11 protein-coding genes, 1 tRNA gene and 1 pseudogene are annotated in these 12,479 nt (G+C 57.5%); 3 read left to right on the forward strand and 10 right to left on the reverse strand.

The window, feature by feature from the left end; all coding sequences use genetic code 11:
- Positions 1-2: 2 nt before the first annotated feature.
- The 8 genes from ESZ00_RS06355 to ESZ00_RS06390 form a co-directional block, all read right to left on the reverse strand.
- The gene (locus tag ESZ00_RS06355; RefSeq protein ID WP_129207289.1) at positions 3-827 is read right to left on the reverse strand and encodes a type IV secretion system protein; all 825 of its coding nucleotides are present in this window, start codon (positions 825-827) and stop codon (positions 3-5) included.
- A 3-nt stretch (positions 828-830) separates the two neighbouring features.
- Entirely contained in the window at positions 831-1,694 is an 864-nt protein-coding gene (locus tag ESZ00_RS06360; RefSeq protein WP_129207290.1) for a hypothetical protein, read from the reverse strand.
- A 137-nt stretch (positions 1,695-1,831) separates the two neighbouring features.
- Positions 1,832-3,070, reverse strand: a complete 1,239-nt coding sequence (locus ESZ00_RS06365) for a TrbI/VirB10 family protein (protein ID WP_129207291.1) — start codon at positions 3,068-3,070, stop codon at positions 1,832-1,834.
- 8 nt (positions 3,071-3,078) lie between these two features.
- On the reverse strand, positions 3,079-3,831 hold the full coding sequence (locus ESZ00_RS06370) for a TrbG/VirB9 family P-type conjugative transfer protein (RefSeq protein WP_129207292.1): 753 nt from the start codon (positions 3,829-3,831) through the stop codon (positions 3,079-3,081).
- Complete coding sequence (locus tag ESZ00_RS06375) at positions 3,831-6,098, reverse strand: VirB4 family type IV secretion system protein (protein WP_164981370.1); 2,268 nt, start codon at positions 6,096-6,098, stop codon at positions 3,831-3,833. The genes ESZ00_RS06370 and ESZ00_RS06375 overlap by 1 nt, the downstream gene beginning before the upstream one ends.
- Before the next feature lie 190 nt (positions 6,099-6,288).
- Positions 6,289-6,600: a VirB3 family type IV secretion system protein gene (locus tag ESZ00_RS06380; RefSeq protein ID WP_129207294.1), complete on the reverse strand. Its 312-nt coding sequence runs from the start codon at positions 6,598-6,600 to the stop codon at positions 6,289-6,291.
- 60 nt (positions 6,601-6,660) lie between these two features.
- Entirely contained in the window at positions 6,661-6,993 is a 333-nt protein-coding gene (locus ESZ00_RS06385; protein WP_129207295.1) for a TrbC/VirB2 family type IV secretion system protein, read from the reverse strand.
- 374 nt (positions 6,994-7,367) lie between these two features.
- Entirely contained in the window at positions 7,368-8,081 is a 714-nt protein-coding gene (locus ESZ00_RS06390) for a DNA methyltransferase (protein WP_129207296.1), read from the reverse strand.
- Between the two features lie 420 nt (positions 8,082-8,501).
- On the opposite strand from ESZ00_RS06390, the gene ESZ00_RS06395 reads away from it, so the two are divergent.
- Together ESZ00_RS06395 and ESZ00_RS20455 are read left to right on the forward strand one after the other, a co-directional pair.
- Entirely contained in the window at positions 8,502-8,723 is a 222-nt protein-coding gene (locus ESZ00_RS06395; protein WP_129207297.1) for a hypothetical protein, read from the forward strand.
- Positions 8,720-9,871: pseudogene (locus ESZ00_RS20455) on the forward strand (recombinase family protein); the annotation flags it as partial. The gene ESZ00_RS06395 and the pseudogene ESZ00_RS20455, both read left to right, overlap by 4 nt.
- Before the next feature lie 180 nt (positions 9,872-10,051).
- Here the strand turns inward: ESZ00_RS20455 and ESZ00_RS06410 are convergent.
- Both ESZ00_RS06410 and ESZ00_RS06415 read right to left on the reverse strand, forming a co-directional pair.
- Positions 10,052-10,471 carry a hypothetical protein gene (locus ESZ00_RS06410; RefSeq protein WP_129207298.1) on the reverse strand — a complete coding sequence of 140 codons (420 nt, stop codon included), beginning with the start codon at positions 10,469-10,471 and terminating at the stop codon, positions 10,052-10,054.
- Positions 10,472-10,499: 28 nt separating this feature from the next.
- Positions 10,500-10,574: transfer RNA gene (locus ESZ00_RS06415), tRNA-Phe, on the reverse strand.
- Positions 10,575-10,898: 324 nt separating this feature from the next.
- Between ESZ00_RS06415 and ESZ00_RS06420 the strand changes: the two genes are divergently transcribed.
- Positions 10,899-12,479, forward strand: coding sequence for an adenosine deaminase family protein (locus ESZ00_RS06420; RefSeq protein ID WP_204520158.1), 1,581 nt, complete (start codon positions 10,899-10,901; stop codon positions 12,477-12,479).

Here is a 12,479-nt window from a genome sequence, read left to right on the forward strand (position 1 = left end):
GGTTATTTCCTGTCGAGGTCAACCCATGTACCGGCGCGTCCGCTGAGGATCGAGGCGGTCAGCTCCGGTATCTTGTGGAGGCCGTAGACGCAAACGAAAGTGAGCGTCAGCAATGCTGGCAGCAGAGTTGCGATATTCGAGAGACTGAGCGTGCCGATGACTTTGAACATGCCGATGACCACCTTCGAGAAGACGAAGATAAAGGCTGACGCAACGACCTGGTAGAAGCTGAAGCCGATAAATGCCTTCAGCCATCCCCAGAAGAGCCAGTCGAGCTTGGGCACGATGAACCACGGAATAAAAATCGGGCCGATCAGGACGCACACGGCGGTGGCGACGTAGCCGTAAGCAATCACGGCGAAGACGAACGCCTGCATGATCGCCAGCGCAATTCTGGCGATAAGCCAGATGAATTCTTCGTGCATGCTGAATAGGCCGGGCGGATCGCCGAGCTGTTGTTCTGCGGCTGAGATCGAATCGACGATCTGCTGCGTGTTGTCCGATTGGATCTGCGCCGAAAGCTGGATAGCCTCTTTTGTGATGAGGTCCGAGAAGCTGTAACTGGTGCCCGGCAGCGGCGTTGAATAATAGGTGAGCATGCCGAAGCCGAACGAGATCATCAGGATCAGGTCGGCAAATTTGGCGAAGTGAAATCCGCCACCATGTCCCTGCGAGGCGGACAGGGCGGACTTCACGCCGAACCAGACGATCAGGATCAGGGCCAGGCCACGGAAGATATCGAGTCCCGTGGCCTGTAGTGTCGGGCTGTTTGCCTGGAGCAACTGGCTGATGGCCTGTGACAGGAAGGTGAGATAGTTCTGGGGCATGGATTACCTTCCGCTGGGGCTGAGAGAGATGGACTGGAGGGACGTGGTGATGCCTCCGGTCGTCTGTTGCATGACATTGGGAAAGTTCTGCTGAAAGTAAATGGACTGGTTGATGAGCCGGTTACGCTCATCGAGCTTTTCTTTCTCATCAAGCGCGCGTTGCGCGGCATCCGCAGCGAGAATCTGATTGGTGTCCTGCTGCGAATGAATCTGCAGCATGGTCGCGGAGTTGATCTTGCCGAGCAGAGCATTCGAGCTCTGCTGCGAGGGATCGGTCGAATAGGTATCCGATTCGAGATTGGCCAGTTTCTGCTGGAAGGTCTGCGAGTCCGAGCGAATGGTGCCGAGCGTGGAGAGCGAGTTGGTCAGTGTCGCCTGCCCAATCTGCGAGCTGGCGTACTGGTTCTGGATGGCCGCCTGCGTGGTTGCATCCTGAGAAGACATTGCACTGCCGGGATAACTCTGCAACTGAATGACAGAAGAGTTATACGCAGACGTCGCACGGGCGGGGTTGCCGAGATCGAGCGCATTGATCCATGCCGAGGTGTTGCCGTAGGTGTTGGGTGCCGAGGCGGACGAAAAACTCGTCCACATGGAGAAATCGGACTTGTATCGCGCGGCCAGATTCTGCGGCATCTGCGACATCTGGTAAGCAAGGTTGTAGGCCGCGATGACCTGATTCATCGTCCGGTAAGCAGTCGTATAAATCTGCTCGGCTGTCTGAAGGCTCTGCGATCCCTGCTCGATTTGCTGGATGGCGTGGGCGCTTTGTGTCGGGTCATAGACGATGCCCGAGCCGAACTGTGCGTGCGCCAGGGGCGCGAGCGCGAGAATTGCGAGAGGAACGAGTGATCTCAGTGTTTTCACGATGGCTCCTTTGTCTTTGCGCCGAGCGGGAGCGTTGGCGCGTTGATGGTGTACCGATAGGGAGGGCTTCTTCGGCGGCGAAGGGGAGGCGCAGCCAACCAAGAGCACGCCGAGAAGCGCGAGCAACACAAGGCGCATCACATCACCCCTGGCATGTCGTGGTTCTCATACGCAGGCAGAAGCATGTCCTGCGTGAGGTAAATCTTGATGCGGTGGCCTTCGCGGATGGTGATGGTGGGCGGTATGTTGATGAACTTGTCGAGGACGTTGGCGCCGGAGGCGGCGAGGCTTTCGGCCATGCCCTGCCGGTACATACTGGAACCGTTCTCCTCATAACCGGAGTCCGTCGTCGCTTGGGCTGCGCCCGCAATGATGCCGAGCGCGATGCTTGCGCCGAAGATTTCGAGGTAGTGGTTGTTGACCTTGTCTTTCAGGCCTGTCTCACCAGCCTGATCGAGACCGCGGAACTGGTCGAGATCGACGTTGTAGCCATCCGGCATGATCATGCGGTGGAAGGCGACGGCAAGGCGCTTCTGGCCGAAGCCGGAGACCTTCTGCGCATTCCCAAGAATGAACGTGCCTTCGGGGATGAGCACATGCTGGCGGTCCCGGCTGTAGACGGGATTCGTCACCATAACCTTGACCGACCCAACGAACTCACCATCGAGACGATTCACCAGACTTGTGTCGATGGTGGTCCCCTCGAAGAGCACATAGGGCTGGCCGTGAGCAGAGTTGACGTTCACTTCTGGCGGATGCTTCGCATCGGCGTCAGAGTGAAGCGAGGTAGGCATGGTGGATGGAGCGGCGGACTTGTCTGCATTGCCTGTGCCTGCAGTGGGTGGCGCAGAAGAAGATGCGGCTCCGGGGATAGTGTCATTGCCGGAGACGAGATTCGAGGCAAAGCGCGCCTTGAAAGCGAGGGCCTTTTCTGCATCCGCAATGGGATCACGCGGCGTCTCAGACGGTGGCGGCAACTGCGTAGCAGGAGCTACGCCACTCGTCTGATTAGCGGCTGTCATCGCCGCATTTGTTCCCGGTGAAGCCGGAATACCGGACTTCTGTGTCTGGGCCTGCTGCTCACTCTGGCGTTGGTCGGCAGTAAGGTCCTGCTCCAGTTCCTGTATCTTTCGCTGGTTGACGTCTGTGGATGCGGTGGGGGATGTCGGACCAGTGGATGCAGGCGTTGGCTTCGGATGGTTCTTCGAGAACATCACCGCCATCAAAATCAGGACCGCCAGCCCCGCGACGACATAGCCCTGCGCCTGCCTGGGCACGACCCCTTCGGGTAGTCTGCGCCGGTCATGGACTGTGGGAGCTTGGGGCAGGCTTTCCTGCTCTGGCGTGAGTGTAGGGATTTGTTTTTCGTCTGCCATCGGCGCACCTACTTCGCTTTCCGCTCGAAGGTGAGCCTGTGTTTACCGATTTCGAGGTAGCCTTTTTCGACGACTTCGGGAATAACGTAGGTGCCATCGGTGAGCTGGTAGTTGATGAGGTCGGGCTTGCCGTCTTTCACTTCATAGACGGAGAACTTTTCCGAGGCCGACGACTTGATGTAGGTGAACTTGTCGTCGTGATAAATCGCGGAGACCTGGAACGGCTCGTCGCTTTTGTAGGCGTAATCGAACTTCAGGGCAGCAGTCGGATAGTTGGCACGGAACTCTTCGATGGCCTGGGCCGCATGGTGTTGTGCAGCCAGCGCCTGTTGTTGCGCAGTTGTGACTGCCGATGCAGGCACCAGCTTGTCAGCTCCGTTAGTGGCGGCGATGGAGGACGGATCACTCGGCTCGATCACCACCTTCAGGTCAGGTTCGGAGGACTCGTCATCGTCGAGAGTGAACGAGTAGACCGTTCCTTTATCGGTAATCAGGTTGAGATTGGAGTGGATGTCTTCCTTCGCCGGATGGAGGAAGCAGTAGTTGCCAACTGTATCGATGATCCAGAAGTCCTTGTCGCCGGTGGCAACCTGCAGGATTTTCTCCGTGGCGGGTAACTGGATCAATGTGGTGTAGCGCATCTTCGCGCGCACGCTGACGATGTCGTTTGAGTGGTAGTGGACGATGCGGGCTGATTGCTGACCGTGGGCGACGGTCGCAACCAGGCCGAGCACCAGCTGAAAGATGGGAGCGCGGTTCATCAGTTCACCTCTGGTTGTGTGGGGTTGGGGTAGTCCTGGACCAGACGCAGGAGTCCCTGCCCCGGTCCGAAGCGGGCAAAGTATTCCTGCCGGCGGATGTTGTCGCGAGGCGTGTTGGTCGCCATCCAATAGCTCAATGGGTCAACAGAGAGCCGGAGTTTCTTGGCATACTGCGGTTGCTTGAAGAGCAGATCGCGCTTGGGCACCAGCGATTCGAGCAGTTCGAGATCGGTGTCGTTGAGCTGGAAGGCTTCGGCATAGAGCTTGCGATCAATGCCGGGATTAGCAAGGAAGATCCGGCTGGGGCAGGACTCGTTGACCAGTTGCACGAGGTTGTTCGAGACCAGCTCGATCATTGACTGCGTGGTCAGGATCATGGAGGCGTTCAGCTTCCTCCACGTCTTTTCAGCTCGCATGACCCAGTCGTGAATAATCTGCCGCTTGAAGAAGATCCACGCCTCGTCGATGACGAAGAGTTTGAAGGTTGCGATGTTCTGCTTCTTTTCGATTTCCGAGGCCGCGCGCTGCAGGAGATAAAACAGCATCGGCTCCAGGACGTCCGGGTACTTGTCCCAACCATCGAAGTTGAAGGTCTGAAAGCGTGAGAATGTCAGCGTGTCGTCGACATTGTCAAAGAGGTATCCGAACTGGCCTGATTGCAACCAGCGGTGCAGGCGTTCACCCAGAGGCCCGAGGATGGATGCGAAATTAGTTAACGTCCGAATCTCGCGCGGCAGCTTGTACGCGCGCTCGATGCCTGCAAAGAGTGCCTTTTCATCCTCCGGCGTAAGGTCGTAGCGACCGCCCGCCTCGATGAGCACGCGCAGGAAGAGATAAAGAAAATTCTGGTTCTCGTGTGTCGGCTCCAGTGAGAATGGATTAATACTGAAGCCCGGGTCTTTCAGGCCGACGTTGAGATAGCTCCCGCCGAAGGACCGCGTCAGCATTTGGTAGCTGGCGCCGAGATCGAAGACGAAGGTCAGCGGATTGTATTTCTGTGCTGACTGGATGATGAAATTGGTCGTAAACGATTTGCCACTCCCGATAGCGCCGAGGATGAACGCATTGGGCACATCGCCCCAGTGCAGGTTCAGGTAGTAAGGGGTGCCGTGCATGGATTCAAGGACGGCCAGATATTCCTGATCGAGTTGAGAGTTCCACTGCGAACCGCTATCAATGGTGAACAGGAACGACAGGTCGGCATAGTTGGAATTAAGTGCCCACTGCTTGCGCAGGTTGAACTGCCGATTGCCTGGGATCGTCGCAAAGAACGCATTGAGGAGGTTATAGCGTTCCTCGTAGAGCAGACCGTCATGTTGCGTGAACAGCTTTTGAAACTCTGCGACGGCGTGTTCGACCTTAGCTCGGTCCTCGTCATGAACAACAACGGACAGTGTGAACTCCCCGAAGTTCTTTCCCTCCATACCCAATGCCGTTAGTGCGGAGCCAAGCTGGGCGATGGCTGCTTCCTTCGAATCATCGACCAACTCATCCTTCGGGCCGGTATTCTGCCGGTCCTGAAGGTTTGAAACAAAACTGGTCTTCGAGTTGTGGTGGTGTCGGCGGCGTGAGGCGATCTCTTTCCGCGCTCTGGCGTTGTCGACCGGATGCCATTCGGTGATGACATGAAAGTTGGCCGGAACGTCGAGGAGGCCCTGCAGGATCAGGGGCCGCGTCTCGGACGGCATCTCTTTCAGAGTGAGAACGCGGACGTAGTCATCGTCCATGCGGAGGTAACCGCGGTGCGCCTCCAGTTCCGAATCGCATAGCTGATAGTCGATCTCGCGCGTGCTGTACAGCCGCGCATCCTGAATCTTGGAGGGGCGGAAATTAACGAGACGACGCAGTATGCGGAACGTCTCTTCCGCCCCTGGCAGCGTGACCGTCATCAGGTCGTTAAGCTGCCCACTCAAGCTCTGAACTTTTTGTTGCAGCCGCAGCCGGTCGCGCTCTATCTGCTCATAGATCAGCGTGCGTTCTTTACTGCCCGAGAGCAGAGCGCGGATGTCGCGCAGCGACGAGCGCGGCTGCTTCGGCAGTTGCGCGAGGGCATGCAGCAGGCCGCTCTTCTGGTAGCTTCCGTCCACCATTAAGACCCAGAAGATTTCGATACTGTAGAGCCGGTCTGCCTTCGATTGAAGGAAGGCCGCGCGCTGCTCGACAGCGGCGCGGACGAGCGGATTGTCATACTCGGCATGCGGTATCTCAGGCCGGTTGTGCTTGAACAGGATTTGATAGAGACGGCACCTGTCATCGAGCGAGCGCAATGCTGCTTCGAGGCGCTTGACGGCATAGTCGCGGCCTGTGTGGTCGAGGCTTTCATAATCGATGCCTCCGATCTTCAACACAGTGCCGAGATCGCCGGATTTGGTCAGGAATGCAGAGCTGTCCCAGAAGCCGTACAGGTTGACTTGTGCGGGAAACGAGCCTGCGTCTTTCCAGTCCTTCGTGATCGTGTCAACTCTGACCATCGCGTCTCCTCACGGTGATTGCCACGAGATCGTTTTTCATTGGGTCGTAACGGCGGCGAAACTTGCTGGAGTTGAAGAGCACGCGCAGGATCTCGACATCATGCTTCGTGGCGATGCGGGCGATGATGACGCCAACAACGAAAAGAACAATGCCACCGACGAGCGAGTGCATCAGGGAGAAGACCGAGCCTCCGGCAATCAGCGCGACAAAGAATAGCCTTCGTTCTGCGCCGAGTACGGTCAGTGGGCGGTTCATCGCCTTATAAACTGTGTTCTGTCGTGGACCGCCCTCTGCCATGTGCTATCCTCCTTCCTATCAGTCATTTGTGCGTGCTGGTTGAAGCTTGCCGTCAGTGGATTACGACGGGAACAACCAGGCGAGGAAATTGACCGCGCCGACCGCCATGCCGATGCCGAACACGATCCCGGCGAGCATCTTTTTCGACTGACCTTCGCCGTAAGCGAACATCAATCCGCCCACAACGATGGCGACCAGCGAAAGGCCGGTGGCGATGGTGCCGGTGAATGCGGTCTTCAGCACGTTCACCGCGTTGTCCCACGGATCACTGCCGGTCGATTGCGCGTAGACCGGCAATGCCGCGAGGAACATCAGGGATGGAATAGTCAGTCTCCGGGCGTGGGTGCGCCATCGCCGGGAACAAGGAAATCGAATCGAAACAGGGATTCTCATACGCTCCTTTCATGTGCTTTTCCGGCGAGTGGGCACTCCCGGCTGCAACGTTCTGGAGCGAAGGTAGGACGGAAACGGGCGGATGCCCATTGCAAAATCCGTCAGGGGTGTGCAGGTTCTGCACATCGCTCCTGATGAGCGAAAGCGTCAACAGATACGTGGCTAACAACGCTTCGCAGACAGAAACAGCGACAAGCGTTAGTGTGGAGCGCGGAGACTGTGAAAGAACAGCGGATGAGAATGGCGGTGCAGAATGCACAGACATCCGCATTCCCGCGATGAACAGCAAACAACGTGCGGGAATGCGTGAGTCAAGGCTGTGAGAATCACAGCATCGAGCAAAGCTCGCCTTGACGCGCGCGGGCACGCACGCATCATGAGCCACACGCGGGAATGAGGGAGAGGGACCGCTTTGCTGCGATCCTCTCCTTGACGCGTGATAACCGAGCCGATGCCTGATTGAAATACTCGGAGTCGAGCTCTATGCCGATGTACTTGCGGCCTGTCAGCAATGCTGCTGCGCATGTCGATCCACTGCCACAGAACGCATCCAGCACCACATCGCCTGGCAGCGAGTAGGCGCGGATTATCGGCACCAGGGACATCACAGCTTTCTGGGTGGGATGAAGCTTGTTGCCCGTATAAAGCAGCCGCTGCACATCCGCGACCGGTCCACCGATCATTGCTGGCCGGCCCTTCGCCAGCAGATACGCCTGCTCATGCTGATACTTCAGGAACTCAGTTGATTTGGTCGTGTAGGACTTGCGAAATACCAGATGTCCGACAGGCCGGAATCCAGCCTCCCTCCACGCTCCGAGAAACTCTTCCGCGCGCGGCCAGCCATAGAAGCAAAGCATCAGACGGTTCTGCTTGAGCACCCGATATGCTTCCTTCATCGCGGGCTTGAGCCAGTTGGCATTGGTATCGTTCTGCAATGTCCGTCCTGTGCGATCGCGGAAGTTCACCAGGTATGGCGGATCGGTGAGAATGAAGTCCACGCTATTAGCGGACATTTCGCGCATCTTCTCGATGCAATCGCCATTGAGGATTGTGTTGGGAAGCTGCTGCTGGATCGTATTCGTGTTCATGATTTCACTCCGTCTTGTGTGGTCTCCCGATGAGTCGGGGCACACCTGCGCGAAGCGACGCGAGTGGGTCAGGCTTCCAAGGTCAAGGGACGCTTTTTCGGAAGGTTCGGGAAATGTTTTGCGCTCTTTGCAAAAGATTTTCTGAAAGCCGAAATCCGTAGGACGCGTAGCGAAGCAGAGGCCCGCCGTGCCGCAGGACGCCGGCAAAACCCCGAGCGCGTGCCCAATTCAGCGAAGACCACGAACTGTGAGTGTCATAGATGAAAACCGGCCAGTAGCACTACTATCGATCGCTCAATCTAGCGATGTGCAGAACCTGCACACCCCTGACGGATTTTGCAATGGGCAAAGTGCAGAAGCCTACCTAACTTGAAAGCATCGACTGCGTGTAGACGATTGCACGTTGGACGTGGCCGGCTTATGGCGCAGATAGCAATCAAAAAACGGCAGAGCCTTACAACAGGTCATGCGGCATGGAAAGATAGCTGCGACGATCTGACCATCAAAGCTTTAATCGACGAGTTGATCGTGCCACATCTCGTTGAGGAATTCCTGCGCCTCTATGTGCCTTCCCCTGCGGAAAATTTGCAGGAAAAGGACCTATCAGCACATCCGCAGACAGAGTTAAACTCGACCCCATGAATGCGACCGTTCGTTGTGCCATTTACGCTCGCTTTTCTTCGGATCTGCAAAGGTTGACGTCCATTGAAGATCAGCTTCGCCGATGCCGGGAGTTTGCGGCCCAGCAGGGCTGGAGTATTATCGAGAACTTCGTTCGACACGATGAAGCGCGGTCCGCCGCTACTCTCGCCGGGCGAGAATCTCTCCAGTCGTTGCTGGCCGCCTCTAAGATCTCCCCGGCACCATTCGATTGTTTACTGGTGGATGACACCTCCCGGCTCGCTCGTTATCTACCGGATGTGTTGAAGATGAATGACAGTCTTCAGTATCACGGCGTGTTCATCTATGCGGTAGCTCAGAGATTGGATTGCCGCGAAAAGACATCTCGTCCCTTGCTTACCCTGCACGGCATGATGGATGAGCAGTTTCTGGTGAGTCTCGGCGAGAAGGTTCATCGGGGACAAGAAGGCCGAGCCCTCAATGGATTTCAGCCCGGTGGCAAATGTTACGGGTACCGAAACGTGCCAATCGAAGATCCCACGCGTAGTGGAAAGTATGGAAGATTTGCGATCAGCGGAGTGAAGCTGGAAATCCTCGAAGAGGAAGCTGCGGTAGTACGCCGAATCTATGAGATGTATGCGAACGGGAACAGCCAGACCACCATTGCGAAGACTCTGAATGCAGAAGGTGTGCCCGCTCCGCAACCGGCGCGAAATAGACAGACCCGTGCGTGGTGTACGTCCTCACTCCACGAGATGCTACGTAACGAACGTTATCGCGGGGTGTTCGTCTGGAACAGGACGAAGAAGGAACGCAACCCGGAAACTGGACGCAAGACGAGCCGACCGCGACCGGAGAGCGACTGGAAGCGAGTCGATGTGCCGGAATGGAGAATTGTTTCCGACGAATTGTGGGAGCGCGTCCAGTTGAGAATTCGCTTTGTAAAGGAGCGGTTCAGCAGTGCTCAGGTAGGCGGCTTCACCAGAACCGAACGTAGCAAGAAGTACATCTTCAGCGGTTTCATGATCTGTGGAGTCTGTGGAGCAAGGATGGTGATCGTCACGGGCTCCGGCAAGCGTGCCTACGTGAAGTACGGTTGCCCCAGCCATCGCTACCGCGGGACATGCTCGAATGGACTGATGATTCGGCAGGATCGGTTGGAGGCTCAGCTGATCGCGGGATTGACTGAGCGGACTTCGAAGCCGGAAATCATCGAATACGCTCTGTTCCGGTTCCAGGAGGAACTTCAGAGACGGCTCAAGGAGTTACAGGAACAGACTTTGAAAGCTGCCGGGGAGGTGGCAGGTCGCCAGGGCCGTCGTCGGGAACTGAAGGAGCAGGCCCAGAATCTAGGCTCGGCGATTGCCAAGATGGGGCATTCCACCACTCTCCTGCAGCAACTGGCCGGAATTGAGTCCGAAATTGAGAAGATCGACGAGCAGTTGGCGCTGGCAAACCAGCCCTTGGATATCGCTTTTTCGATGGAATCGATCAGGGATTTTGTTCTGCAGAAGGGGCTGGACTTTAAGGCGGCATTCGATTCCGAACCGGCCAAAGCCCGTCAGATTTTGGCCAACCACATCGAAAAGCTGGTTTTGACCCCGAGGGAAGGAGATGATGGCCCGGTTTTCGATGTTTCCGGGGACATCGATCTGTTCGGAGGCGACCGAACCGCAATGAATCTTGCGGTAAAGGCGTCTTCGCCCCGCCGAGCGGAAGGGAAAAAGGATGTAATGCTGATGGTGGCCAGGGCTGGAAGTAATCAGCATTACGCTGATCGGAAGGGTGTAATGCAGGTGGTGGCCAGAGACGGGATCGAACCGCCGACGCCGGCCTTTTCAGGGCCGCGCTCTACCACTGAGCTATCTGGCCTTGGGAGTTCCAAGGGCGATCCGGGCGGATCGCGCGGGAGGCCTGCAGCTGCCGGGGATGATGCGTCACGGCGGCAATCAGGCTGCCTGAATCAGTATAGCAAAAGCCGGCGCTTGCGCCGCCTGGCTGCATGCTTTTTCCCGGATGCCTCAACTGCGTCCATGTCCTACACTTAGGGCAACTTGACCGATGGCATAGAGAGCTTCCCATCGGTCTTACTTCGCTCTTTGCCGACAGCTGGACCGCGCTCCATACTGTTTTCCGGCTTCATCCTGAATGACGCGCTGTCAGCTTCGCTTCGTTATGCCCTGGAGGATCGACCCGATGTACGCCCCCCGCTTCCTTGCCGCTTCTCTGCTGCTCGCTGCCGCGCCACTGTTTGCCGCCGAGCGCCCTGCACAAACTCGCGAAGGCAGCCCGGCGGCCCAACGCACGGCGAAAGCGTTCGAACAGGCGAAGAAGGACGGTCCCCTTACTCTGCATGCCTTTCTCTATCGCATGCCCAAGGGGGCCGACCTGCACAACCATCTCTCCGGAGCGATCTACGCCGAAACCTGGATTCGTGATGCGGGCGAGGATCACCTCTGCGTGGATCCCAGGAAGCTCGACTTCACCGCTCCGACGACAACTGGTAGCGGCGAACCGGCCTGCACGGCGGGCGAGGTCGAGGCATCGACCGTCCCTGCGAATCAACATCTCTACGATGCCCTGATCGACACCTTCTCCATGCGCACGTTTGTGCCGCGAGCGGGCGACTCCGGCCACGATCACTTCTTCGATACCTTCGACGCCTTCCACGGCACCAGCAAGCGCCACATGGGCGAGTGGCTGGACGAGATAGCCTCCCGCGCCGCCGCGCAGAACGAGCAGTATCTCGAGCTGATGGATACGCCGGACTTCTCGGCCGCAGCCAAGCTGGCTGCGCCGATGACCGCAAGCCTCACCGGGGATCATCCCGACTTCGCCGCACTGCGTCAGCAGATGATTGACGGGGGAATACGCAGCAGCATTGCCGAAGTCCGCGCCAACCTCGATACCGCTGAGGCGGACCGACGCAGGATCGAGCACTGCGGCCAGCCGGACGCGCAGCCTGCCTGCAAGGTCGAAATCCGCTACATTTACCAGGTGCTCCGCGCGATGCCTCCGGCCACGGTGTTTGCGCAGGTGGTGCAAGGCCTCGAGGTGATGGCCGTCGATCCCCGCTTTGTCGGCATGAACTTTGTACAGCCGGAAGATAACTACGTCGCCATGCGCGACTATCGCCTGCACATGCACATGCTCGCCGCGCTGCGCCCGCTTTACACAAACAACCGCCTGAGCCTGCATGCGGGCGAACTGGCTCCCGGCATGGTTCCGCCGGACGGCCTGACGTTCCACATCCGCGAGGCGGTGGATGTAGCCGGAGCCCAGCGTATCGGCCACGGCGTGGACATTATGTATGAGGATCGTCCCTATGAGCTGTTAAAGACGATGGCCGCGAAGCATGTCCTGGTTGAAATCAACCTGACCAGCAACGACGTGATCCTGAATATCAAGGGCGACGACCATCCCTTCGAGCTCTACCGGAAATACGGTGTGCCTCTGGCGCTTTCGACCGACGACGAAGGCGTCTCGCGGATCGACCTTACGCATGAATTTGTGCGCGCGGCGGTGACGTATCCGCTGACCTATGCAGACCTGAAACAGATGGCGCGTGCCAGCATCGAGCACAGCTTCCTGCCTGGCGAAAGCCTCTGGCAGTCCTCTACCCCTGAGACGCTCGACCGGCCGGTAACCGCCTGCGCAGGGCAGACCGGCAACGAAACACCGCGCGGTGCATGTGCCGAATTTATCTCTCACAGCGAAAAAGCACAGCAGCAGTGGCAACTTGAACAAAGCTTTCACACATTTGAGTCAAGCTTTTAA

The sequence above is a fragment of the Silvibacterium dinghuense genome, from assembly GCF_004123295.1.
Classification (GTDB): Bacteria; Acidobacteriota; Terriglobia; order Terriglobales; family Acidobacteriaceae; genus Silvibacterium; species Silvibacterium dinghuense.